The organism is Mycobacterium sp. NGS63 (assembly GCF_059812295.1).
On sequence record NZ_JCALCJ010000004.1, the window covers coordinates 362,711 to 386,897 of the forward strand.

General features: G+C 69.4%; 22 protein-coding genes and 1 pseudogene. 15 read left to right on the forward strand and 8 right to left on the reverse strand.

Annotated features, from left to right (window positions below):
- Window positions 1-22: 22 nt before the first annotated feature.
- Together AC5Y4Z_RS12315 and AC5Y4Z_RS12320 are read left to right on the forward strand one after the other, a co-directional pair.
- On the forward strand, window positions 23-1,537 hold the full coding sequence (locus AC5Y4Z_RS12315) for a flavin-containing monooxygenase (protein ID WP_499964033.1): 1,515 nt from the start codon (window positions 23-25) through the stop codon (window positions 1,535-1,537).
- The gene (locus AC5Y4Z_RS12320; protein ID WP_499964035.1) at window positions 1,534-1,992 is read left to right on the forward strand and encodes a universal stress protein; all 459 of its coding nucleotides are present in this window, start codon (window positions 1,534-1,536) and stop codon (window positions 1,990-1,992) included. Before AC5Y4Z_RS12315 ends, AC5Y4Z_RS12320 begins: the two co-directional genes overlap by 4 nt.
- Here AC5Y4Z_RS12320 and AC5Y4Z_RS12325 read toward each other — a convergent pair.
- From AC5Y4Z_RS12325 to AC5Y4Z_RS12335, 3 genes are all read right to left on the reverse strand, one after another.
- Window positions 1,927-2,538 carry a TetR/AcrR family transcriptional regulator gene (locus tag AC5Y4Z_RS12325; RefSeq protein WP_499964038.1) on the reverse strand — a complete coding sequence of 204 codons (612 nt, stop codon included), beginning with the start codon at window positions 2,536-2,538 and terminating at the stop codon, window positions 1,927-1,929. The two genes, AC5Y4Z_RS12320 and AC5Y4Z_RS12325, sit on opposite strands and share 66 nt — an antisense overlap.
- Entirely contained in the window at window positions 2,522-2,968 is a 447-nt protein-coding gene (locus AC5Y4Z_RS12330; protein ID WP_499964040.1) for an SRPBCC family protein, read from the reverse strand. The genes AC5Y4Z_RS12325 and AC5Y4Z_RS12330 overlap by 17 nt, the downstream gene beginning before the upstream one ends.
- A 155-nt stretch (window positions 2,969-3,123) precedes the next feature.
- Window positions 3,124-4,698 (reverse strand): phytoene desaturase family protein, encoded by a 1,575-nt coding sequence (locus AC5Y4Z_RS12335; RefSeq protein ID WP_499964042.1) that lies wholly within the window; start codon window positions 4,696-4,698, stop codon window positions 3,124-3,126.
- Between the two features lie 94 nt (window positions 4,699-4,792).
- Between AC5Y4Z_RS12335 and AC5Y4Z_RS12340 the strand changes: the two genes are divergently transcribed.
- The 3 genes from AC5Y4Z_RS12340 (at window position 4,793) to AC5Y4Z_RS12350 (ending at window position 6,931) form a co-directional block, all read left to right on the forward strand.
- Window positions 4,793-5,395, forward strand: coding sequence for a TetR/AcrR family transcriptional regulator (locus AC5Y4Z_RS12340; protein ID WP_499964044.1), 603 nt, complete (start codon window positions 4,793-4,795; stop codon window positions 5,393-5,395).
- A gap of 133 nt (window positions 5,396-5,528) precedes the next feature.
- Window positions 5,529-6,503: a class 1b ribonucleoside-diphosphate reductase subunit beta gene (gene nrdF, locus AC5Y4Z_RS12345; protein ID WP_325424180.1), complete on the forward strand. Its 975-nt coding sequence runs from the start codon at window positions 5,529-5,531 to the stop codon at window positions 6,501-6,503.
- 128 nt (window positions 6,504-6,631) lie between these two features.
- Window positions 6,632-6,931, forward strand: coding sequence for a DUF3349 domain-containing protein (locus AC5Y4Z_RS12350; protein ID WP_499964797.1), 300 nt, complete (start codon window positions 6,632-6,634; stop codon window positions 6,929-6,931).
- On the opposite strand, the gene AC5Y4Z_RS12355 is transcribed toward AC5Y4Z_RS12350, so the two are convergent.
- Both AC5Y4Z_RS12355 and AC5Y4Z_RS12360 read right to left on the reverse strand, forming a co-directional pair.
- A complete protein-coding gene (locus tag AC5Y4Z_RS12355; RefSeq protein ID WP_499964046.1) occupies window positions 6,928-7,968 on the reverse strand; it encodes an NAD(P)-dependent alcohol dehydrogenase in 1,041 nt (346 codons plus the stop codon). The genes AC5Y4Z_RS12350 and AC5Y4Z_RS12355 overlap by 4 nt on opposite strands.
- Before the next feature lie 212 nt (window positions 7,969-8,180).
- Entirely contained in the window at window positions 8,181-9,263 is a 1,083-nt protein-coding gene (locus AC5Y4Z_RS12360; protein ID WP_499964799.1) for an iron-siderophore ABC transporter substrate-binding protein, read from the reverse strand.
- A gap of 145 nt (window positions 9,264-9,408) precedes the next feature.
- On the opposite strand from AC5Y4Z_RS12360, the gene ctaD reads away from it, so the two are divergent.
- The 8 genes and pseudogenes from ctaD (at window position 9,409) to AC5Y4Z_RS12400 (ending at window position 17,708) form a co-directional block, all read left to right on the forward strand.
- Window positions 9,409-11,169 (forward strand): aa3-type cytochrome oxidase subunit I, encoded by a 1,761-nt coding sequence (gene ctaD / locus AC5Y4Z_RS12365; protein ID WP_499964048.1) that lies wholly within the window; start codon window positions 9,409-9,411, stop codon window positions 11,167-11,169.
- A gap of 26 nt (window positions 11,170-11,195) precedes the next feature.
- The gene (serB, locus tag AC5Y4Z_RS12370; protein WP_499964051.1) at window positions 11,196-12,431 is read left to right on the forward strand and encodes a phosphoserine phosphatase SerB; all 1,236 of its coding nucleotides are present in this window, start codon (window positions 11,196-11,198) and stop codon (window positions 12,429-12,431) included.
- A 29-nt stretch (window positions 12,432-12,460) separates the two neighbouring features.
- Window positions 12,461-13,303 carry an ABC transporter ATP-binding protein gene (locus AC5Y4Z_RS12375; RefSeq protein ID WP_499964054.1) on the forward strand — a complete coding sequence of 281 codons (843 nt, stop codon included), beginning with the start codon at window positions 12,461-12,463 and terminating at the stop codon, window positions 13,301-13,303.
- Window positions 13,300-14,124, forward strand: a complete 825-nt coding sequence (locus AC5Y4Z_RS12380) for an NUDIX hydrolase (RefSeq protein WP_499964056.1) — start codon at window positions 13,300-13,302, stop codon at window positions 14,122-14,124. Before AC5Y4Z_RS12375 ends, AC5Y4Z_RS12380 begins: the two co-directional genes overlap by 4 nt.
- Window positions 14,121-14,783 (forward strand): annotated as a pseudogene (locus tag AC5Y4Z_RS12385) (enoyl-CoA hydratase); the annotation flags it as partial. The gene AC5Y4Z_RS12380 and the pseudogene AC5Y4Z_RS12385, both read left to right, overlap by 4 nt.
- Before the next feature lie 31 nt (window positions 14,784-14,814).
- On the forward strand, window positions 14,815-15,798 hold the full coding sequence (locus AC5Y4Z_RS12390; RefSeq protein WP_499964058.1) for a class I SAM-dependent methyltransferase: 984 nt from the start codon (window positions 14,815-14,817) through the stop codon (window positions 15,796-15,798).
- Window positions 15,732-16,970 carry a class I SAM-dependent methyltransferase gene (locus AC5Y4Z_RS12395; RefSeq protein ID WP_499964801.1) on the forward strand — a complete coding sequence of 413 codons (1,239 nt, stop codon included), beginning with the start codon at window positions 15,732-15,734 and terminating at the stop codon, window positions 16,968-16,970. Before AC5Y4Z_RS12390 ends, AC5Y4Z_RS12395 begins: the two co-directional genes overlap by 67 nt.
- Window positions 16,971-17,027: 57 nt before the next feature.
- The gene (locus AC5Y4Z_RS12400; RefSeq protein WP_499964060.1) at window positions 17,028-17,708 is read left to right on the forward strand and encodes an esterase; all 681 of its coding nucleotides are present in this window, start codon (window positions 17,028-17,030) and stop codon (window positions 17,706-17,708) included.
- A 3-nt stretch (window positions 17,709-17,711) separates the two neighbouring features.
- On the opposite strand, the gene AC5Y4Z_RS12405 is transcribed toward AC5Y4Z_RS12400, so the two are convergent.
- Window positions 17,712-19,034, reverse strand: coding sequence for an outer membrane protein assembly factor BamB family protein (locus AC5Y4Z_RS12405; RefSeq protein WP_499964062.1), 1,323 nt, complete (start codon window positions 19,032-19,034; stop codon window positions 17,712-17,714).
- Window positions 19,035-19,121: 87 nt separating this feature from the next.
- Here AC5Y4Z_RS12405 and AC5Y4Z_RS12410 point away from each other — a divergent pair, with 87 nt between their 5' ends.
- Window positions 19,122-19,859, forward strand: a complete 738-nt coding sequence (locus AC5Y4Z_RS12410) for an acyltransferase (RefSeq protein WP_499964064.1) — start codon at window positions 19,122-19,124, stop codon at window positions 19,857-19,859.
- Between the two features lie 95 nt (window positions 19,860-19,954).
- On the opposite strand, the gene AC5Y4Z_RS12415 is transcribed toward AC5Y4Z_RS12410, so the two are convergent.
- Window positions 19,955-21,094: an amidohydrolase family protein gene (locus tag AC5Y4Z_RS12415; protein ID WP_499964066.1), complete on the reverse strand. Its 1,140-nt coding sequence runs from the start codon at window positions 21,092-21,094 to the stop codon at window positions 19,955-19,957.
- A gap of 121 nt (window positions 21,095-21,215) precedes the next feature.
- Between AC5Y4Z_RS12415 and lipY the strand changes: the two genes are divergently transcribed.
- The gene (lipY, locus tag AC5Y4Z_RS12420) at window positions 21,216-22,853 is read left to right on the forward strand and encodes a triacylglycerol lipase LipY (RefSeq protein WP_499964068.1); all 1,638 of its coding nucleotides are present in this window, start codon (window positions 21,216-21,218) and stop codon (window positions 22,851-22,853) included.
- On the opposite strand, the gene AC5Y4Z_RS12425 is transcribed toward lipY, so the two are convergent.
- Window positions 22,850-24,178, reverse strand: coding sequence for a cryptochrome/photolyase family protein (locus tag AC5Y4Z_RS12425; protein ID WP_499964070.1), 1,329 nt, complete (start codon window positions 24,176-24,178; stop codon window positions 22,850-22,852). The genes lipY and AC5Y4Z_RS12425 overlap by 4 nt on opposite strands.
- Window positions 24,179-24,187 lie beyond the last annotated feature (9 nt).

Here is a 24,187-nt window from a genome sequence, read left to right on the forward strand (position 1 = left end):
CCGATTCAGCGTGACCGATGCGATGACACAAGCCAACCCGGCAACCGAGGCGCCCCAGCCGGTGCACACCCGCGCCATCATCATCGGGACCGGGTTCTCCGGGCTGGGCATGGCCATCGAGCTGCAAAAGCACAGCGTGGACTTCGTCGTCCTGGAGAAGGCCGACGACATCGGCGGCACCTGGCGCGACAACAGCTACCCCGGCTGCGCCTGCGACATCCCGTCGCACCTCTACTCGTTCTCGTTCGAGCCCAAGCCGGACTGGAAGAACCCGTTCTCCTATCAGCCCGAGATCCAGGACTACCTCCAGGGCGTCACCGAGAAGTACGGGCTGCGCCGCTTCATCGAGTTCAACTCGCTGGTCGACCGCGGCCACTGGGACGACGACGAGCACCGCTGGCACGTGTTCACCACCGACGGGCGCGAATACGTCGGCCAGTTCCTGATCTCGGGGGCCGGCGCGCTGCACATCCCGTCCATCCCGGATTTCGAGGGCCGTGACGAATTCCGTGGTGCCGCTTTCCATTCCGCGGAGTGGGACCACAGCGTGGACCTGACCGGCAAGCGGGTGGCGGTGATCGGGACCGGCGCCAGCGCGATCCAGATCGTGCCGGAAATCGTCGAGCAGGTCGCCGAACTTCAGCTCTACCAACGCACCCCGCCGTGGGTGGTGCCGCGCTCCAACCCCGACCTGCCCGTCGCGCTGCGCCGCGCCATGGAGAACGTCCCCGGGCTGCGCGCGGCGGTGCGCCTGGCCATCTACTGGGGTCAGGAGGCGCTGGCGATCGGCATGACCAAGCGGCCGGGCGCGCTGAAATTCATCGAAGCCTACGCCAAATACAACATTCGCCGCTCGGTCAAGGACCGTGAGCTGCGCCGCAAGCTGACCCCGCACTACCGCATCGGCTGCAAGCGAATCCTCAACTCCTCCACGTACTATGGCGCCGTCGCGAACCCGAAGACCGAGCTGGTCACCGAGGGCATCGCCCGGATCACGCCCGACGGGATCGTCACCGCCGACGGGCGCGAGCGCAAGGTCGACGTGATCGTCTACGGCACCGGCTTCCATGTCACCGACTCCTACACCTACGTCCAGATCAAGGGCCGGCATGGCGAGGACCTGGTCGACCGCTGGAACCGCGAGGGCATCGGCGCGCACCGCGGGATCACCGTCGCCGACGTGCCCAACCTGTTCTTTCTGCTGGGGCCCAACACCGGGCTGGGGCACAATTCCGTGGTGTTCATGATCGAATCCCAGATCCACTACGTCGCCGACGCGATCAAGACCTGCGACAAGCTCGGCGCTCAGGCGCTGGCCCCGACCCGCGCCGCGCAGGACCGCTTCAACGACGAGCTGCAGCGCAGGCTGGGCCCGTCGGTGTGGAACAGCGGTGGCTGCAGCAGCTGGTACCTCGACGAGCACGGCCGCAACACCGTGCTGTGGGGCGGCTACACCTGGGAGTACTGGCGGGCGACCCGCTCGGTGAAACCCGAGGAGTACCAGTTCTTCGGCGACCCTGCAAAGCTAGGCAAATGAGCGCTTATCAGACCGTCGTGGTCGGCACGGATGGCTCGGACTCGTCGCTGCGCGCGGTGGACCGCGCGGCCGCGATCGCCGCGGAACACGGCGCGAAATTGATCGTCGCGACGGCGCATCTGCCCGTCCCCCAGGAGCGCGGCCGCTACGCCATCCCGCCGGGCAGCGACCACGGCCAGGACTATCGGACGGTGGGCGAGGCCCCGTTCTACAAGATCCTGCAGGACGCCAGGGAACGGGCGCACCAAGCTGGGGTCCAGGACGTGGAGGAGAAGTCGGTCGTCGGCGCCCCCGTTAACGCGCTGGTGCAGCTGGCCGAGGAGGTCCACGCCGACCTGATGGTGGTCGGCAACGTCGGGCTCAGCAGCGTCGCCGGGCGACTGCTGGGATCAGTCCCGTCCGAAGTCTCCCGCAGGGCCAAGACCGACGTCCTGATCGTCTACACCGCCAACTGACGCTTCCTGGCGGCTGAGCAGCTCCGCGAAGGCCTGTGCGGCGGCGTCGACGCCGGCGTTGTCGTCGGTGGCCACGAGATCCAGTAGCAGGCCGCGGATTACGGCCAAACCCAGCCTCGCCATGGCGGGGTCGAACGCGCCGCCGGTAATGGTTCGGACCTGGTCGAGCCAGCCGTCGACGGCGTCGGGGACCATTGCGGCAAAAGGCTTTTCGCCCTGCGCGGCGCGGGCGTAGCACTCGAAGAACAGACGCTCGGCCTGTCGCAGCTCGGGTCTCCGCACGTCGGCCCACATGGCGGCGAAACCCTCCGCCGGGCTGATGGGCAGCTCGGGCAGCAGCGCCATCTGGCGGCGCTCGACCTCCTCGACGATCGCGACCAGCAGGTCCTCGCGAGACCCGAAGTGGTGCAGCAACATTCGATGGCTGGTGCCGACGGCGGCGGCCACGTCGCGCAGCGAGCGGTCACCGACGCCGCCCGCGGCGAACTCGTCAACCAGCGCGTCGAGGAGTTGCCCGCGCCGTTGCGTGTCAGGGGTGCGAGCCATTGGCGCGGCTGAGTTGCTCAGACCGGGCCTTGAGTCCTTCGGCCTCGAGTTTGAGGTAGCGCTTGGTCATCGAGCCTATGAGCCGCGCGACGAGGCCGCCGAGTACGCCCCGCTGGTCGAGCCGCTGGCGCACCAGGGTGCGGCCGCCGGGCCGGGGGATCACGTCGTGGTGGGCGCTGGTCGACGCGCCGGGCGCGCGCTGCACCCACGTCCACGATGAGCCGGGGTCGACCTCGGTGACCGTCCAGACCAGCTTCGACATGCGGGGCTGCTTGATCGCGAACCGTTTCCCGACCGCCAGCCCGGGCCCGTCCACCGCGGCCAGCGACGTCACCGAAGCCGTCCACTCGGGCCAGCGCTCGACGTCGCTGAACACCTCCCACACCACCTGCGGCGGCGCGTCGATCTCGATGCTGTCCTCGGTAATCATGTACCAAATGGTACATCCAGGGTGGGCGGTTGCATACAACTTGGTCGAGTTTCGGGGTAGTGGAAAAGAAGGACCCACGGCACCACGCCGATGTCACCGCAGCAGCCGACCGCTGGCGGCGTCTCGGTCCCAACCAGCCATCTAGGCCTCAGGCCCTATCCGACGCGGGCGTTCAAGTGCTTCAGGGCCGCCTCGGCGCCGTTCCAGCCGGGGATGCCGGTCACCCCGGGGCCGGGGTGCGTGCACTGCCCGCAGAGGTAGAGCCCGTCGACCGGCGTGGCGAACTTATCCTCGCCCTCGACGACGCGACCGGTCCACAGCTGGTTGGGCTGCAGCAGGCCATGAGAGTAGTCGCCGGCATGCGCGCTGAAGGTGCTGCCGAAGTAGCGGTTGGAGAAGACGACTCGGTTGGTGACGGAGTCGGCGAACCCGGGCGCGTATTTGTCGAAGATGCTCACGCAGGTGTCGGCGTATTGCTCCTTCCAGCTTCGGTTTTCGTCGGCGTCGAGCCCGGTGGGGAAGTACGGCGTGAAGATGGTCGCGCTGTGCTTGCCTTCCGGGGCCAGCGACGAGTCGACCATGCTGGGGATGTACAGGTAGGTGGGCGGCGCGTCGGGGAGCTGCCCCTTGCGGTACTGCTCCCACGCGTCGCTGATGTATTCCGGTGACGGCGCATACGCGACGGTGGGACACCAGCGCCCGTTGTCCTGCATGAAGGGTTGGAGCCGCTCGATCCATTGTGGAGCCTGGTCGATGGTCAGGTGGGCCTGGATGTATCCCAGGTTGAAGTTGATCTCCTTGATCTTGCGGATGTAGTCGGGCGGAAAGTTCTGGGCGCCGGCGAGGTTGACGAAAGTGGTGTACGGGTCGAGCGAGGACAGCACGGCATCGGCGGAAATCGTTGTGCCGTCGCGCAATTCGACTCCGGTGGCGCGGCCGTCGGTGACCAGGATCTGCTTGACGTGTTCCTTCATTCGCACCTCGGCGCCCAGTGATTCGGCGCGGCGGCACAGCGCCGTGCTCAGCGAACCGATACCGCCGCGCGGCATGATGTATTCCACGTTTCCGCCGCCGATCAGGTAGTGATACAGCGTCGATGCGTTCGAGCCCGGCGTCCAAGGACCGCCGTCGAAGGCGTCGATGGACATCGCCGCCAGCGAGCCCTGGATGCAGCGGCCCTGGTCGGGCGCCAGGAAACGCCGGACCGTGTCCATCGTGCTGCCGTACCACATCTGGGCGAAATCGTGGCGATCCTCGGGCGTGGGCTGGGAGGCGATCACCTCGATGATGTCCAGCGGGGGACCGAACGCCGAGTCGACGAAATACGGTGCGAACCGGCCGATGTGGGCGAACAGGCCGCCAAGCGCGGCCGCGGTTTCGGCGCCATGGTCATCGAGCAGGTGGCGCGCCATGCGTTCGAGGTCGTTGTACATCACGAACGGGGTGTCGGCCTCGTCGCCGAACGTGCACGTCGACGTCCACTGGTCCATGAGCTCGAAGCCCCACTTGGTGAGCTCCAGGCGTTCGGTCATCTCCTGGCGCCAGATCAGCACCGCCCACGCGCCGACGCTGTGCTTGTAGCCGTCGAAGAGTTCGCGGGTGGCGGCCATCCCGCCGAGAAAGTGCGCGCGTTCCAGCACAAGCACTTTCGCCCCGCCCTTGGCCAGCACGTTGGCGGCGACCAGACCGTTGTGGCCCGCCCCGATGATGATCGCGTCGTAGTCCGCCATGCTGGCTCCTTCGGTGGTGATCGCTCGGCTCCAACGGACAATGTCACATGTGACATATTTGCGTCAATGGTGACATTTGGTGTCTCCTTAGACCGTGGAATCTCGTAGCCAGCGCACGCGTCAGGCGCTTATACAGGCGGCGATGAAGCGCTTCGTCGCCGACGGTGTGCACCAGACCAGCGTTTCCGACATCGCCGCCGACGTCGGGGTCACCGAGCGAACCTTCTACCGGCACTTCCCGTCCAAGCACGCGGTGATCTTCGCCGACTACGACATCGGATTCGAATGGTTCGCCCGCGCGCTGGCGGTGCGTCCGCACGGGGAACCCATCGCGGCGTCGGTGCGAAAAGCCATGGACGCCTTTCCTTTTGATTTCGCGATGGTCCGCGAGGCGGCCACCATCCGGTCGCGTGACCTCGACCAAGACATCATCACCACCCACATCCGGCGGATGCGCGATCAGGTCGCGGACGAGATCGGCCGGTTCATCCATGAACGTTCGGCGCCCAGCGCCGAGGGCGCCATGATCGCCGACATCGCCGCGCAGAGCCTGGCCACGGCGGTCTTCGCGTCGCTCGAGGCCTGGATGAGCAACGGCGGTGAGGACGTCGACGAACTCAGTCGCCTCACCGACATCGCGCTGCGCGCCCTCGAGGAGGGCCTCACGCACACCTTGCGAGAGGTCGGCCTGGATTAGCAACAGGGCGCGAGCAGTGCGAGCACGACACGGCAAACACAACGTGTTGTGCTGCCACGGCTTGTCGGACCCCAGGGGTAGTGTTTGAAGTCTCAAGTGCGCAGGCAAAACCGTCTGGTGAAGTGGGGTTCTGGTGACCGAAAACATGAAGCTGATTGACCGCGTTTCGGCGATCAACTGGAACCGGCTGCAAGACGACAAGGACGCCGAGGTCTGGGACCGGCTCACGGGTAATTTCTGGCTGCCCGAGAAGGTCCCGGTGTCCAACGACCTGCCGTCCTGGGGGACGCTGACGGCCAACGAGAAGCAGCTGACGATGCGGGTGTTCACCGGGCTGACGCTGCTGGACACCATCCAGGGCACGGTCGGGGCGGTGAGCCTGATCCCCGACGCGCTGACCCCGCACGAGGAGGCCGTCTACACCAACATCGCGTTCATGGAGTCGGTGCACGCCAAGAGCTACAGCTCGATCTTCTCCACGCTGTGCTCGACGGCCGAGATCGACGACGCCTTCCGCTGGTCGGAGGAGAACCCCAACCTGCAGCGCAAGGCCGAGATCGTCATGCAGTACTACAAGGGCGACGAGCCGCTGAAGCGCAAGGTGGCCTCCACGCTGCTGGAGAGCTTCCTGTTCTACTCCGGGTTCTACCTGCCGATGTACTGGTCGAGCCGGGCCAAGCTGACCAACACCGCCGACATGATCCGGCTGATCATCCGCGACGAGGCCGTGCACGGCTACTACATCGGCTACAAGTTCCAGCGGGGCCTGGCCCTGGTCGACGACGCCAAGCGCGCCGAGCTCAAGGACTACACCTACGAGCTGCTCTTCGAGCTCTACGACAACGAGGTGGAATACACCCAGGACCTCTACGACGAGGTCGGGCTGACCGAGGACGTCAAGAAGTTCCTGCGCTACAACGCCAACAAGGCGCTGATGAACCTCGGCTACGAGGCGCTGTTCCCGCGCGACGAGACCGACGTCAACCCGGCGATCCTGTCGGCGCTGAGCCCCAACGCCGACGAGAACCACGACTTCTTCTCCGGCTCGGGGTCGTCGTACGTCATCGGCAAGGCCGTCGTCACCGAGGACGAGGACTGGGACTTCTAAGCCCAGCGATGAACGGCGCGTGAATTGTCCGGATCGACGGACGTCCCGGTGGCGCGCCCGGCCCCCTACCCCTGACACTGATGGGCGTGGCGATAACCCCATCCTCGACGGCCGCGTTCTTCCGTTCCGTGATCCGGTGGCTGCAATGCGGCTACCCCGACGGCGTCCCCGGACCCGACCGGGTGCCGCCGCTGGAGCTGCTGCGCAGCACGCCGCTGACCGACGAGCAGATCAAGCAGGTCGTCGACGCCATCGACGAAGAGGTGGCGCCGGGCGACGAGATCGAGCGCGACGTGATCGCCGACTTCATCTCCGGGGTGACGCAGCGCGACGCCGGCCCGGAGAACATCGCCCGGGTGGCCGCGCGGCTGGCCGCCGCGGGCTGGCCGCTGGCCGGTATCGGCAACGCTTCCGCTAACGGCGGTTAGAGCTTCGAGATGTCGACGACGAAGCGGTAGCGCACGTCGCTGGCCAGCACGCGCTCGTAGGCCTCGTTGATGTAGCCGGGCTCGATGACCTCGATCTCCGGCGTGACGCCGTGGTCGGCGCAGAAGTCCAGCATCTCCTGGGTCTCGCCGATGCCGCCGATCAGCGAACCGGACAGGCTGCGCCGCCAGCCGGCCAGCGGGAACGCCGGCACCTCCATCGCGTGCTCGGGGATGCCCAGCTCGACCATGGTCCCGTCGACGTCGAGCAGTTTCAGGTACTGGCCGAGGTCGAGGTTTGCCGAGACGGTGTTGATGATCAGGTCGAAGCTGTCGCGCAGCACCGTGAAGGTGTTGGGGTCGGAGGTCGCGTAGTAGTGGCTGGCGCCCAGGCGCAGCCCGTCCTCCATCTTCTTCAGCGACTGCGACAGCACCGTCACCTCGGCGCCCATCGCCGCGCCCAGCTTGACGCCCATGTGCCCGAGCCCGCCCAGGCCGATGATGGCCAGCCGGGTGGTCTTGCCGGCCTTCCAGTGCCGCAGCGGGGAGTAGAGCGTGACGCCCGCGCACAGCAGCGGCGCGGCTTTGTCCAGCGGCAGCGCGTCGGGGATGCGCAGCACGTAGTTCTCGTCGACGACGATCGCGGTGCTGTAGCCGCCCTGCGTCGGCTGGCCGTCCTTGCCGACGCCGTTGTAGGTCGGCGTCGACCCGCGCTTGCAGTACTGCTCGAGGCCGGCCAGGCAGCTGCTGCACTCGCGGCAGGAGTCGACGAAACAGCCCACGCCGACGCGGTCGCCCACCTTGTGCTTGGTGACCTCGGAACCCACCGCGGACACCACGCCCGCGATCTCGTGGCCCGGAACCAGCGGGTAAGTGGGCTCGCCCCACTCGGCCTTGACGGTGTGAATGTCCGAGTGGCAGATGCCGGCGAACTTGATGTCGATCGCCACGTCGTGCGGGCCGGGCTCGCGACGGGTGATGGTGGTCTTGGTCAGCGGTGCGGTCGCCGACGTGGCGGCGTACGCCGAAACAGTGGTCATTTGGGAATCCTCTTCGAAAGTTCGTCCTCAAAAAGTTTAGCTAAGGTAACGGTTTCGGGCCAACCGCGTCGGGTGTGATCTGCGTATCAGCCGGGTGTGAACTCATGGCTTCGGGTGTGCGTGTAGGGCGGGATTCCGGCCCGGATTTGCGCCGAGGATTCACGCTCGAAGCCGAGGATTCACACTCAGTGGGCCTGCCCCACGCCGGGGGCCTAATTGATCGGGGCGTTGACCAGCCGCAGGTCATCGACGATGCCGCGGGCCGCGATCAGACCTTCGCCGGTCTGCCAGATCTCGTCGTTGACGACGTAGACGCGGTTGTCGCGGTTGGCCGACAGCTTGCGCCACGGGTCGCTGTCCAGCACGGCGGCGGCGCGCTCCGCGGCGGCCGGGCCGGCGCACGACACGTAGACGACGTCGGCGTCGGCCGCCGAGAGATCCGGGTTCTTCGCGAGGTCGGCGTCGGTCGCGGCGATCTCGAGGTAGGGCTTGTCGGTGAACCGCTGGGCGGCCGGCCGGTCCACGCCGACCGCGCCGAGCACGCTGGCCGGGAAGTTGTTGGCCCCGTACACCCGGATCGCGTCGGAGGTCAGCTGCACGATCGACGCCTGGAAGTGCGACGCGTCGTGCCTGGTCCCGATCTGGGTGGCCCGCTGGGTGAAGCCGCCGAGCAACCCGTCGACGGCGCCGCCGCGGGCGGTCGCCGTCCCGACGCCGCGCAGGTTGTCCTGCCAGGCCGCGCCTGGGGCGGCGGTAAACACCGTCGGGGCGATCGCGGCGAGCTGCGGATACAGCGTCGGGGTCAGGCCGGCCGACCCCAGGATCAGGTCCGGGTGGGCCGCGGCGATGGCGCCCAGGTCGGGGTGGGTGCGGGTGCCGGCGCCCGGCACGCCGCGGACCGCGGCGCCCAGGTACGACGGCTGGCCCGGCGCGCCGTCCGGCAGCGCGGCGGCGACCACCCGAGACTGCAGGCCCAGCGCGCACAGGGCGTCGAGCTGGTCACCGGAGAGCACCACGATGCGCCGCGCCTCCGCCGGGACCGTGACCGTCTCCGGGGCGACGCCGGCCGCGTTGTGGGCCTGCCGCGTCGCCGGCCCCGCATCGGCCGCCGCGGCGTCGCGCGCGCACGAGTCGTCGGGGCGCCGGTCGTTGCCCAGCACCCCGGCGCCGGCGATCTGGGTGGTGGGTGTCACCAGCGATCGGGTCGACGCCTTCGGGGCGTCGGACCCGCACCCGCCGCACGCCGCGACGGCCGCCGCCAGCACGGCCGCCGCCGCGACCGATCGCCTCCCCAACACGGCACCGACGCTAACATCCGGCGACTTCAACGGCATTTACGACAGTTTGTAGGACCAGCCCTGACTGCGAGTTGTTCGAAGGTTAAGATTCGAGTCAATACTGGGTTCGGGCCCTGTCCGATACGGATGTTTGGAGGAGCTGTTGACAGCCGAAGCCCCCCCGTTGGGAGAACTCGAGGCCGTCCGTCCCTACCCGGCCCGGACCGGTCCCAAAGGGAACCTCGTCTACAAGCTGATCACCACCACCGATCACAAGCTGATCGGCATCATGTACTGCGTCACGTGCTTCATCTTCTTCTTCATCGGCGGCTTGCTGGCGCTGTTGATGCGCACGGAGCTCGCCGCGCCGGGGCTGCAGTTCCTGTCGAACGAGCAGTTCGACCAGCTGTTCACCATGCACGGCACGATCATGCTGCTGTTCTATGCCACCCCGATCGTGTTCGGGTTCGCCAATCTGGTGCTGCCGCTGCAGATCGGCGCGCCCGACGTGGCGTTCCCGCGGCTGAACGCGTTTTCGTTCTGGCTGTTCCTGTTCGGCGCCACGCTGGCGATGGCCGGCTTCATCACGCCGGGCGGCGCCGCCGACTTCGGCTGGACGGCCTACACGCCGCTGTCCGACGCCATCCACTCACCCGGCGCCGGCGGCGACCTGTGGATCATGGGCCTGGCCGTCGCCGGTCTGGGCACCATCCTGGGCGCGGTCAACATGATCACCACCGTGGTGTGCATGCGCGCGCCCGGCATGACGATGTTCCGGATGCCGATCTTCACCTGGAACATCCTGGTGACGTCGATCCTGGTGCTGATCGCCTTCCCGTTGCTGACCGCGGCGCTGTTCGGGCTGGCCGCCGACCGGCACCTCGGCGCCCACGTCTACGACCCGGCCAACGGCGGAGTCCTGTTGTGGCAGCACCTGTTCTGGTTCTTCGGCCACCCCGAGGTGTACATCATCGCGCTGCCGTTCTTCGGGATTGTCACCGAGGTATTCCCGGTGTTCTCCCGCAAGCCGATCTTCGGTTACACCACGCTGGTCTACGCGACGCTGTCCATCGCGGCGCTGTCGGTGGCGGTGTGGGCGCACCACATGTTCGCCACCGGCGCCGTTCTGCTGCCGTTCTTTTCGTTCATGACCTATCTGATCGCCGTGCCGACGGGGATCAAGTTCTTCAACTGGATAGGCACGATGTGGAAGGGCCAGTTGACGTTTGAGACGCCGATGCTGTTCTCGGTCGGCTTCGCGGTCACCTTCCTGCTCGGCGGCCTGACCGGTGTGCTGCTGGCCAGCCCGCCGCTGGACTTCCACGTGACCGACACCTACTTCGTCGTCGCGCACTTCCACTACGTGCTGTTCGGGACGATCGTGTTCTCCACGTTCGCCGGCATCTACTTCTGGTTCCCCAAGATGACCGGCCGGCTGCTCGACGAGCGCCTGGGCAAGCTGCATTTCTGGTTGACGTTCATCGGTTTCCACACGACGTTTTTGGTGCAGCACTGGCTGGGCGACCAGGGCATGCCGCGCCGCTACGCCGACTACCTGCCCACCGACGGCTTCCAGCCGCTGAACATCGTCTCCACCATCGGCGCCTTCATCCTGGGCGCGTCGATGTTCCCGTTCGTGTGGAACGTGTTCAAGAGCTGGCGCTACGGCGAGGTCGTGACCGTCGACGACCCGTGGGGCTACGGCAACTCGCTGGAGTGGGCGACCAGCTGCCCGCCGCCGCGGCACAACTTCACCGAGCTGCCCCGGATCCGTTCGGAGCGGCCGGCTTTCGAGCTGCACTACCCGCACATGGTGGAGCGGCTGCGCGCCGAGGCGCACGTGGGGCGCCACGCCACGGCCCTGGAGTCGCCGAAGGGATTCGGCCCACGCACCGAACCGGACCGCTCGACTGATGAACAGTAGCGGCGGCGAACGGCTCTGAGTCGCGAGTGAACTCCCCACTCAAGGTGTCGGTGCTGATCACCGTCACCGGCGTGGATCAGCCCGGCGTGACGTCGGCGCTGTTCGAGGTGCTGTCCCGGCATGGGGTCGACCTGCTCAACGTCGAACAGGTGGTGATCCGCGGCCGTCTGACGCTGGGCGTCCTGCTGTCCTGCCCGCCCGAGGTCGCCGACGGCGGCGAGTTACGCCACGACGTCGAATCCGCCATCCGCGCACTGGGTTTGGACGTCAGCATCGAGCGCAGCGACGACGGGCCGATCATCCGGGAGCCGTCCACGCACACCATCTTCGTGCTGGGCCGGCCGATCACCGCCCACGCGTTCGGCGCGGTGGCCCGGGAGGTGGCGGCGCAGGGCGTCAACATCGACCTCATCCGCGGCGTGTCCGACTACCCGGTCACCGGCCTGGAGCTGCGGGTCTCGGTGCCACCGGGCGCCGACGGGGCCCTGCGCAACGTGCTGACCCGGGTGGCCGGCGACGAGGGCGTCGACGTCGCGGTCGAGGACTACACGCTGGAACGGCGCGCCAAACGGCTGGTGGTATTCGACGTCGACTCGACGCTGGTGCAGGGCGAGGTCATCGAGATGCTGGCGGCCCGCGCCGGCGCCCAGGGCGCCGTCGCCGCGATCACGGAGGCCGCGATGCGCGGCGAGCTGGATTTCGCGCAGTCGCTCGAACAGCGGGTGGCGACGCTGGCCGGGCTGCCCGCGACGGTCATCGACGAGGTCGCCGAGCAGCTGGAGCTGATGCCCGGCGCGCGGACCACGCTACGGACGTTGCGGCGCTTGGGTTTTCACTGTGGCGTGGTCTCCGGCGGATTCCGGCGGATCATCGAACCGCTGGCCGACGAGCTGGCGCTCGATTACGTGGCCGCCAACGAGCTGGAGATCGTCGACGGCACGCTCACCGGCCGGGTCGTAGGCCCGATCATCGACCGGGCCGGCAAGGCGCAGGCCCTGCGCGAATTCGCGCAGCGGGCGGGTGTGCCGATGGCGCAGACCGTCGCCGTCGGCGACGGCGCCAACGACATCGACATGCTGGCCGCGGCCGGGCTGGGGGTGGCGTTCAACGCCAAGCCCGCGCTGCGTGAGGTCGCCGACGCGTCGCTGAGCCACCCCTACCTGGACACGGTCCTGTTCCTGCTGGGCGTCACCCGCGGGGAGATCGAGGCCGCCGACGCGGTCGACGGCCAGGTGCGCCGGGTGGAGATCCCGCCGGACTAGGCCCGCCGCCGGTACGGCACGATGGGCGGGTGCCCGAAAGCGGAAGTGAGGCAGCCGACCCCGACCTGCTGATCGACTTCAGGAACGTGGCGCTGCGCCGCGGCGGACGCACCCTGGTCGGACCGCTGGACTGGGCGGTGGAACTCGATGAACGCTGGGTGATCATCGGCCCCAACGGGGCCGGCAAGACCTCGCTGCTGCGCATCGCCGCGGCGGCCGAGCATCCGTCGTCGGGCGTGGCGTTCGTGCTCGGCGAGCGGCTGGGCCGGGTGGACGTGTCGGAGCTGCGGGCACGGATCGGGCTGAGCTCCTCGGCGCTGGCGCAGCGCATCCCGGGCGACGAGCTGGTGCGCGACCTCGTTGTGTCGGCGGGCTACGCGGTGCTGGGCCGCTGGCGCGAGCGCTATGAGGACGTGGACTACGGCCGCGCGGCCGACATGCTGGAAAGCCTTGGCGCCGAGCACCTCGCGGAGCGCACCTACGGGACGCTGTCGGAGGGGGAGCGCAAGCGGGTGCTGATCGCCCGCGCGTTGATGACCGACCCGGAGCTGTTGCTGCTCGACGAGCCCGCCGCCGGCCTGGACCTGGGCGGCCGCGAGGAGCTGGTGGCGCGGCTGGCCGACCTGGCCGCCGACCCGGACGCGCCGGCGCTGGTGTTGGTCACCCATCACGTCGAGGAGGTGCCGCCCGGCTTCAGCCACTGCATGCTGCTCTCGGAGGCCCGGGTGGTCGCGGCGGGCCTGCTGCCCGATGTGCTGACCGCCGAAAACCTGTCCACCGCGTTCAACCAGTCGATCGCGTTGGACGTCGCCGACGGGCGGTATTTCGCCCGCCGAATCCGCACCCGTGCAGCCCACCGGAGACCCTCATGACTTCACCGCAGGACCCGCCGCCCCTGGTCCCGAGGCCGGCCGCGACCGTGATGCTGGTCCGCGAAACCTCGGCGGGGGACCTGGCCGTCTTCCTGATGCGCCGGCACTCGCAGATGGAGTTCGCCGCCGGCGTGATGGTGTTTCCCGGCGGCGGCGTCGACGACCGTGACCGCAGTGCCGAGATCGCGTGGGCCGGGCCGCCGCCGCAGTGGTGGGCGCAGCGGTTCGGCATCGAACCCGACCTGGCCGAGGCGTTGGTCTGCGCCGCCGCCCGGGAGACGTTCGAGGAATCGGGCGTGCTGTTCGCGGGCCCCGCCGACGATCCGGACAGCATCGTCGGCGACGCCTCGGTGTACCGCGAGTCCCGGCACGAGCTGGCCACGGGCGCGCTGTCCTTCGCGGACTTCCTGCGCCGCGAGAACCTGGTGTTGCGCTCGGATCTGCTGCGGCCCTGGGCCAACTGGGTCACCCCGGAGGCCGAGCGCACCCGCCGCTACGACACCTATTTCTTTGTCGGCGCCCTGCCGGCGGGCCAGCGGGCCGACGGGGAGAACACCGAATCCGACCGCGTCGGCTGGACGACGCCGCAGGCCGCCATCGACGACTTCGCCGCCGGCCGCAGCTTCCTGCTGCCGCCGACCTGGACGCAGCTGGACTCGCTGGCCGGCCGCGGCGTCGCCGATGTGCTGGCCGTCGAGCGGCAGATCGTCGCGGTGCAGCCGCACCTCGAAATCCAGGGCGACAACTGGATTTTCGAGTTCTTCGACTCCGACCGCTACCACCAGGCACGCGAAGCCGGCGGCATGGGGTGGACGTTTTGAGCGAGTTCGTTTCCGTCGTGGTCAGCGACGGCTCGCGGGACGCCGGGCTGGCCATGCTGCTGTTGTCGCGGCCGCCGACCAACGCGATGACCCGCCAGGTCTACCGCGAGATCGTGGCGGCCGCCGACGAGTTGGGCCGCCGCGACGACGTCGCCGCCGTGATCGTCTTCGGCGGCCACGAGATCTTCTCGGCGGGCGACGACATGGGCGAGCTGCGGACGCTGAGCCCGCCGGAGGCCGAGACCGCGGACCGCGCGCGCCGCGCGGCCGTCGACGCCGTGGCGGCGATTCCGAAGCCGACTGTCGCCGCGATCACGGGGTACGCCTTGGGGGCGGGCCTGACCCTGGCCCTGGCCGCCGACTGGCGCGTGGCCGGCGACAACGTGAAGTTCGGCGCCACCGAGATCCTGGCCGGGCGGGTCCCCGGCGGCGGGGGGATGGCCCGTCTGGCCCGGGCGGCCGGCCCCAGCAAGGCCAAGGAACTGGTGTTCAGCGGGCGCTTCGTGGACGCCGAGGAGGCCCTGGCGCTGGGCCTGATCGACGAGATGGTGGCCCCCGACGACGTCTACGACGCCGCCGCGACCTGGGCGCGCCGCTTCCTCGACGGGCCGCCGCACGCACTGGCCGCCGCCAAGGCCGGCATCAACGCCGTCTTCGACCCGCAGCAGCCCGACGATTAGGCTGCCCTGCATGACGACGAGTACCGACCTGCCCGGCGACGCCGTTCCGAACCCGCACGCCACCGCCGAACAGGTGGAAGCCGCGCGCCACGACAGCAAGCTCGCGCAGGTGCTCTACCACGACTGGGAGGCCGAGACCTACGACGAGAAGTGGTCGATCTCGTACGACCAGCGCTGCGTCGACTACGCCAGGGACTGTTTCGACGGCGCCGTGCCCGACCAGGTCCTGCGCGAGCTGCCCTACGACCGGGCGCTCGAATTGGGTTGCGGGACCGGGTTTTTCCTGCTCAACCTGATCCAGTCCGGGGTCGCCCGGCGCGGGTCGGTCACCGACCTCTCACCGGGGATGGTCAAGGTCGCCACCCGCAACGGTCAGTCGCTTGGTCTCGACGTCGACGGCCGGGTGGCCGACGCCGAGCGCATCCCGTACGACGACGACACCTTCGACCTGGTCGTCGGCCACGCCGTGCTGCACCACATTCCCGACGTCGAGCTCGCCCTGCGCGAGGTGATCCGCGTGCTGCGCCCGGGCGGCCGGTTCGTGTTCGCCGGCGAGCCGACCAGCGTCGGCGACACCTACGCGCGCACGCTGTCCACGCTGACCTGGCGCGCCGTCACCAACGCCACCAAGCTGCCCGGCCTGGGCGACTGGCGGCGCCCGCAGGCCGAACTCGACGAATCCTCGCGCGCCGCGGCCCTGGAGGCCCTGGTCGACCTGCACACCTTCGCCCCGGAGGACCTGGAACGCATGGCCACCAACGCCGGCGCGGTCGACGCCCGCACGGCCACCGTGGAGTTCACCGCCGCGATGCTGGGCTGGCCGCTGCGCACGTTCGAATGCGCGGTGCCTCCCGGGCGGTTGGGCTGGGGCTGGGCCAAGTTCGCCTTCAACGGCTGGAAGACCCTGAGCTGGGTGGACGCCAACATCTGGCGGCACCTGGTGCCGAAGGGCTGGTTCTACAACGTGATGGTCACCGGGGTCAAACCGTCCTGAATGGGCTGCGGTTCGATGGCGACGACGTCGCTTATCTGCGGTCGGAGCCGGGCGCCGCGGCGCTGGCCGTTGTTGCCGGCCTCGAGCTGAGCGACGCCACCCGGCTCGCCGACATCGCCGCGGCGCGCGCCCGGTTCGGCGACCGGGCGGCCGTGCTGGTCGAGACGTCGCTGCTGCGCCGCCGCGCCTCGGAAAAACTGAGTGAGCTGGACGTTTCCGGCTGGCTGTTCACCGACGAGGCGCTGCAGCAGGCCACCGCCGCGCCGGTCGCCTTGCACCGCGCCGGGCGGCTCGCCGGCCGCCTCGTGCACGACGCGACCTGCTCGATCGGCACCGAGCTGGCCGCGCTGCACCGCCGCGGGGTGCGTGCCGTGGGCAGCGACATCGACCCGGTGCGGCTGGCGATGGCGCGCCACAACGTGGGCGCGGTCCTGTGCCGCGCCGACGCCCTGCACCCGGTCACCCGCGACGCCGTCGTGCTCGTCGACCCGGCGCGCCGCAGCGACGGGCGGCGGCGCTTCGGCATCGACGACTACCGGCCCGGGCTGGCCGCGCTGATCGAGGTCTACCGGGGCCGGGATCTCGTCGTAAAGTGCGCGCCCGGAATCGATTTCGAGCGAGTGCGGCGGCTGGGGTTCGACGGCGAAATCGAGGTGACGTCGCATCGCGGGTCGGTGCGCGAGGCGTGCCTGTGGTCGGCCGGGCTGGCGTCACCCGGGGTCCGCCGCCGGGCCAGCGTGCTGGATCTCGGCGAACAGATCACCGACGCCGAACCGGACGAGTGCGGAGTGCGCCCGGCCGGGCGCTGGATCGTCGACCCCGACGGCGCCGTGGTGCGGGCCGGCCTGGTGCGCCACTACGGCGCGCGCCACGGCCTGTGGCAGCTCGACCCCGACATCGCCTACCTGTCGGGGGACGAGCTGCCGACGGGGGTGCGGGGCTTCGAGGTGCTCGAGGAGCTGGCGTTCGACGAGCGCCGGCTGCGGCAGACGCTGGCGGCCCTGGGGTGTGGGGCGCTGGAGATCCTGGTCCGGGGCGTGCGCGTGGACCCCGACGCGCTGCGGCGGCGGCTGCGCCCGCGCGGCGATCGCCCGCTGTCGGTGGTCATCGCGCGCATCGGCTCGGGTGCCGCCGGTCGTGCGACGGCGTTCGTCTGCCGTCCCTCCCGGTAGGCTGGCTGCATCATTCTGGTAGGCGCCCCGCCCTTGATTTGCGAGGACAATCCGACGATGCGTTACCTGTTAGCGACCGCGCTCCTGGCCGCCGCGGTCATGCCGGCCTGGCCCGCGGTGTCCGAGCCGTCGTGCGCCGGCCTGGGCGGCACCATCGAGGCCGGGCAAATGTGTCGCGTGCACGCCACCGGCCCCACCTACACGCTCAACATGACGTTTCCCGCCGACTATCCCGACGAGCAGGCGCTGGCCGACTACGTCACCCAGAACCGCGACGGGTTCGTCAACGTCGCTCAGGGGTCCGGCGCACGTGACCAGCCCTACCAGATGGAGGCCACCACCGAGCAGCACACCGCCGGCCAGCCGCCGCACAACACGCGCAGCGTGGTGCTCAAGTTCTTCCAGGACGTCGGCGGATCACGCACGTCGACCTGGTACAAGGCGTTCAACTACAACCTCGGGGCCAAGCAGCCGATCACCTTCGACAACCTGTTCGCCCCGGGCACCACGCCGCTGGACGCCATCTACCCGATCGTGCAGCGCGACCTGAACCGGCAAAGCCCGTTGGGGGTGACGATTCTGCCGTCCACCGGGCTGGACCCGTCGCACTACCAGAACTTCGCGATCACCGACGACCAGCTGATCTTCTACTTCGCCCCGGGCGAGATGCTGCCGGCGTTTGCCGGACCGGTGCAGGCGCAGGTGCCGCGCAATGCCGTTCCGCCGCTGGCGATTTAGCGCCTAGGCCGGCGCGAAGCCGTAGACCTGGCCGTCGCTGGTGGCGGCGACGATCCGGCGATCGTTGCCGACCGAGACCCCGACGGGATAACCGGTGGCCGCCGGGAGGGGATAGCTGCCCAGGGTGTGGCCGTTGGCCGGATCGAAGACCAGCACCGACATGCCGGGCGCGCCGTCGGCGGGCGGGCCGGCGACCACCGCGTAGCCGACGCCCCCGCCGGCCAGGCTCGACGACGACAGCGGCGTGACGTCGTCGCGGCGCCAGAGCGGGTCGGCGTGGTCGCCGGCGTCCTTGAAGGCCGCCAGGCGGGTGTCGGGGCCGCCGCCCGACACGATCAGTCCCTGCGGGGTGACCGCGGGCGGCGTCTGCGCCAAGAAGCCCAGCGGCGCAGACCATTTCGGCTTGCCGTCGGCGGCGCGCAGCGCCCACAGCCGTTGGTCGCGGCCGTTGACGTAGACGGTCGACCCGTCGGCCGACAACACCGGGCTGGCGATCACGCCTGCCTCGACGGCGTCGCTGGCCCATTCCCGGCTGAGCAGCGGGGACTGGCCGGCGTGGTATTTCAGCCCGACCAGCCCGGCCACCGGCGTGCCCGGCTGCCACACGCCCAGCACCGCGGTCCCGGTGGTGGGGGAGAACGCCGGTGCCGCCGCGACCGGGCAGCCCTGGCGGGCCGGGGCGCAATCGGCCAATCCGCGCGTCGCGTCGGTGGGGTCCACGCCCTCCACCAAATCCAGTGGGCTGCCGGCCACCTCGCCGCGATGGGAGTCGAAGACCAGCACCTGTCCCAGATGCGTGGCGACGAGCAGCTGGCCGTGGCCGAGAAACCTTGGGGTGGTGGGCATCCCGATTACCGGCTGTCGCCACCGTGTCCACTGGGTCACCGGGAACGACAGGAACGTCCCCGGCTGACCCACGTAGAGGTTGTCGAAGCCGTCGAACAACGGGCCGGCGAAGCCGCCGCCCTGGACCAGCCGGACGCACCAGCGCTGGCGGCCGTTGTCGTTGTTCTCCCACTCCATCAGCGAACACCCGCCCGCGGTCTGCCCGTTGAGGGCGAGGTAGCCGCGCGCGCTGAGCGCCGCGCCGGCCGCCAGGCTGCCCTTGACCGACCGCGTCCACTGCAGTGACAGCTTGGCCGCGCCTGAGGTCGCGGTGTAGCCGCTGTTGGCGGCGTCGCCGTATTGCGCGGGCCAGCCCTGCGCGGCCGACGCGTCGACCCACGAGTCGGTGTTGCCGCAGCCGCCGAGCCCGACCGCGAGCGCGGCAGCCAGCGCCGCGCACGACCCGCGCCGAAGCCCTCGCGGGAGATGTCGGGCAAGCACCTCGGGGTTCCAAATCCTTTGCGTCGGCGGGCGGCGATCGAGTACACGTGAGGGTAACCCGCGGCGGCTCCGATAGGCTTTCCGGCCATGACGAGCATGTGGAATGCTCCGCTCCACCGCCGCTGGCGGGGATCGATGCTGCGCGACCCGCGCCAGGCGCGGTTCCTCACGCTGGCGTCGCTGCGATGGGTGCTGGCCAACCGCGCCTACACCCCGTGGTACCTGGTGCGCTACTGGCGGCTGCTGAAGTTCAAGCTGGCCAACCCGCACATCATCACCCGCGGCATGGTGTTCCTCGGCAAGGGCGTCGAGATCCATTCGACACCGGAATTGGCGGAGCTGGAGATCGGCCGGTGGGTGCACATCGGCGACAAGAACACCATCCGCGCGCACGAGGGTTCGCTGCGGTTCGGCGACAAGGTGGTGCTGGGCCGCGACAACGTGATCAACACCTACCTCGACATCGAGCTCGGCGACTCGGTGCTGATGGCCGACTGGTGCTATGTCTGCGATTTCGACCACCGCATGGACGACATCAACGTCCCGATCAAGGACCAGGGCATCGTCAAGTCCCCGGTGCGGATCGGGCCCGACACCTGGGTGGGCGTCAAGGTGACGATCCTGCGCGGCACGGCCATCGGGCGCGGCTGCGTGCTGGGTTCGCACGCGGTGGTCCGCGGCGTCGTCCCCGACTACTCGATCGCGGTCGGCGCGCCGGCCAAGGTCGTCAAGAACCGGCAGCTGTCCTGGGAGAGCTCGGCCGCCCAGCGCGCCGAGCTGGCCGCCGCGCTCGCCGACATCGAACGCAAAAAGGCGGCGCGGTAGCCGGCGATCTTGTCACACTGGCCACTCCGGTACCACGAGTGCCGGCATGTTGCCGTCTGCAATGCGATATCACCCGCGGTATCGCGATGGGGCCCCTACCGGTTGAGCAGCGCGTCCACGTTGGTGTGAAAGAGGCCGGGCATGTCGTGTTCTTCGCAGCCCATCCGCCGGTAGTCGGCAAGCGGCGTCGCGGTCCCCTCGGAGTGGGGATAGTCGCTGCAGAACATGAACACGTCGCCGCTCATCTCGGCCAGCTGCTTGGGGTTCTCGTAGGAGAACGAGGACACCCGGACGTGGTCGAGGAAGTACTCGCTGGGGCGCCGGGCCAGCTTCGCCACCGGCTCGCCGTTGAGCAGCGTGGTGAACGCTGACGCGCCGTCCAGCATCATCAGGAACTGCGGCACCCAGGCGGAGCTGAGCTCGACCACGCCGAAGCGCAGCCGCGGGTGACGGTCGAAGACGCCGTGCAGGATCAGGTCGCACAGCGCCAATGCCGGTGGCACCCACAGGAATACACCCTCGGTGACCGCGGCCAGATCCCCGCGTTGATCGTCCGGATACCAGCAATCGTCGAAGACACGGACCTGATCGGCGACGTGGAAGACCGGCGTGACGCCGTGATCGACGAACGCCGACCAGACCCGGTCGTGCTGCGGGTGCGACAGCTGCCGGCCGTCCACCGGCCCGGCGCCGATCATGGCCAGCGTGACGCCCGCGGCGGCCAGCGCCTCCAGCTCCGCCTCGAGCCACTCCGGGTCGCGCAGCGTCAGATGCGCGACCGGATGCAGCCGCCCGGCGCCGTCGGCGCGCACGTCCGCGCACCATCGGTTCCAGGCCCCCATGTTGGCGGTCAACGCCGGAAGCGACGACGACAGGCGACGCTCCCACAGCAGGCCGAAGTTGGGGAACAGGACCGCCTCGTCGAGCCCGGCGTCGTCGAGCCAACCCAGTCGCGACGCGGGCTGCCAGTAGGCGGCCGGCAACGCCTCGTCGTACCGGTAGGAGGCGGGCTTGCCGGCCCGTTGCCGGTTGCGGTGCTCCCCGCAGGACGCGGTGTTCCCCGGCAGATGGACGTCGGCCAGGCCCAGGTGAGAGCCGCGCCAGCTGAGCCACGTGTAGCCGAGCTCGTCGTCGACCAGGCTCAGCGCGTCGTCGCGGGCACCCGGGTCGATGTGGTCGGCCCACATCGAGCGGCCCTCGTAGAGGTGCTGGTCGGAGTCGACGATGCGAGCCACACCGCTAGTTTCCACCGGCATCCCGTGGCGTCAAGGCTCTGGTCGCGGGCGGATCCGAGGATGTACGTTTCTATGAGTTTCTTAAAGGGGGCTGTCGGGTCGAAGTCGAGGGGAGCAGTAAATGAGCTTTTCGGTGTGGCCGCCCGAGGTGAATTCGGTGCTGTTGCTCGACGGGCCGGGGCCGGCGCCGATGCTGGAGGCGGCGGCGGCCTGGGACGGGGTCGGCGCGGAGTTGAGTTCGGCGGCCAACGCGTTCGGTTCGGTGACGTCGGATTTGGCCGGGCAGGCCTGGCAGGGCCCGGCGTCGGCGTCGATGACGAGCGCGGCCGCCCGCTATGTCGACTGGCTGGGGGGCGCGGCCGCTCAGGCCGAGCAGTCGGCCGCGCAGGCCCGCGCGGCGGCCACCGCGTATGAGGCGGCGCTGGCCACGATCGTGGATCCGGCGTTGATCTCGGCCAACCGCGGGCAGTTCGTGTCGCTGGTGCTGTCGAACCTGTTCGGCCAGAACGCGCCGGCGATCGCGGCCGCCGAGGCCGCCTACGAGCAGATGTGGGCCCAGGACGTCGCCGCGATGGGCGGGTATCACGCCAGCGCGTCGGCCACCGTCGCGCAGCTGGGGAACTGGGAGCAGGCGCTGCAAAACCTGCCCGGCGAATTCGCCCAGGCATTCGGCAACGGGTTCGCCCTCGTCGAGCAGGAAATCCAGCAGGCTCCCACGATCCTGGGCGGCGGGATCACCCGGGTGGGCGACTCGATCCTGAATGGGATCTTCGGGCTGCGCGCCGACCCGCCGTTCGCCGCGAACCAGACGGGCACCTACACCGGCACGCCCTCGCTGCTCACCCGGTTCGAGGAAGCGGCGCTGTACCCGGTGAAACCGTTCCTGGCCTTCTCCGGGCTCGACACGATGATCTCGTCGCCGAATTCCCCGCTGCTGCAGCTGTTTACCGGCAACATCCCGGTCCTGGACTTCTTCATCGGCAACCACCCGCCACAGCTGTTGACGTTGCTGATGGGGGAAACGGTCCAGACCACCACGTACAACGGGATGCAGGTCGTGCAGATCGCGCCGGCCCATCCCGACGGCAACTATGTGGTCGCCATCCATGGCGGCGCGTTCATCTTCCCGCCCTCGATCTTCCACTGGCTGCAGTACACGGTGATGGCGTATCAGACCGGCGCGACCATCGAGGTGCCGATCTACCCGCTGCTGCAGCAGGGCGGCACCGCCGGCACGGTGGTGCCCAACATGGCCGGCTTCATCAGCTCGCAAGTCTCCGCGCACGGGGCGCCGCACGTCAGCGTGATCGGCGACTCCGCCGGCGGCAACCTCGCGCTGGCGGCCACCGAATACATCCAGGGCCACGGCGATACCGAGCCGTCGTCAATGGTGTTGCTGTCGCCGTGGCTGGACGTGGGGATGACCAACCCCAACATCGGGCTGGTCCAGGATCCCCTGCTGCCCGTGGGGGCCGGGCAGTTGATCGGCAAGGCGTGGGCGGGCAACCTCCCGGGCGGTGTGACCAACCCGATGGTGAGCCCGCTATACGGGTCGCTGAACGGGCTCCCGAAGACCTACGTGTACTCGGGCAACCTGGATTCGCTTTCGCCCGACGTGCTGGTGCTTCAGCACGACGCCGCTTTGGCGGGGGCGCCGTTCAACTTCGTGCTGGGCAACGGCGAGATCCACGACTGGGTCATCCTCACGCCCGACGGTCCCCAGTACTGGGCGCAGATCGACCAGGAGCTCGGCCTCTAGAGGCTCTGGTAGCGACGCAGCGCCTCGGCGCGCTCGCGCGCGTGGTCGACGATCGGCGCCGGATACCCTTGTGGCCGTTCGCCTTTGCGCAGGTGCGGGTCGCCGGCCGAGCGCAGATCGGGGACCCAGCGGCGGACGTAGTCGCCGGCCGGGTCGAACTTCGCGCCCTGGGTGACCGGGTTGAACACCCGGAAGTACGGCGCGGCGTCGGTGCCGCACCCCGCGCACCACTGCCAGCCGTGCTGGTTGTTGGCCAGGTCGCCGTCCACCAGCTGATCCAGAAACCAGGCGGCGCCCCACTGCCACGGCAGGTGCAGGTCCTTGACCAGAAACGACGCGACGGCCATCCGCACCCGGTTGTGCAGGAAGCCGGTCTCGCGCAGCTGACGCATCCCCGCGTCGACGAACGGGAAGCCGGTCTCGCCGGCCTTCCAGGCCTCGAAGCGGCGTGTGGCCTCGGGACCGGTGTCGGTGCGGATGCCGTCGAACTGGCGGTTCCAGTTCCGCCAGGCGCTGGCCGGGTGGTGGTGCAGCACGTCGGCGTAGAAGTCGCGAAATGCCAGCTCCCGCAAATAGGCTCGCGCACCGGTGCCACGCAGGTCGAGGTCGGCGGCCAGGGTGCGGGGATGGATGGTACCGAACTTCAGGTGCGCCGACATCCGGCTGGTTCCCGCCAGGTCGGGCCGGTTGCGGTCCTCAGCGTAGCGCTCCAACCCGTTGGCCACGAACGACTTCCAGAGCTTGCGTGCCGCCGACTCGCCGGCGGCCATGTCGAGCGTCACGCCCGGGTCGGGGATCTCGCACCGATCGACCGGCAGCCGCGCCGGGTCGATCCATCGCGCCGAGTCGGCGCCCGATCGCGCCGGCGCCCGCCACCCGGTCTGGTGCCACCGCCGCAGAAACGGGGTGAACACCTGGTAGGGCGAGCCGTCGGGCTTCGTGACGCGCCCGGGTGACACCAGGTACGGCGACCCCGTCGTGACCAGCGGCATGGAACCCAGTGCGGCACGGACCTTTTCGTCGCGGCGCGTCCCGTACGGCGCGAAGTCGGCGGAGATGTGCACCGACGACGCGCCGATCTCGCCGGCGATCCGCGGGATCTGCTCCTCGGGCCGCCCGCGGGTCACCAGCAGCCGGCCGCCGAGGTCGTCGTCGAGGCGCCGCAGCGCGTCGCCCAGGAACTGCAGCCGGCGCCGGCCCGACGAGGCCTCCAGCGTCAGGTCGAGGACGAAGCAGGCCAGCACGTCCCCGTCTTGGGCCGCGGCGGCCAGGGCGGGGTGATCCGTCAGCCGCAGGTCGCGGCGAAACCACAGCAGCGCGGGCACGGGCTCAGC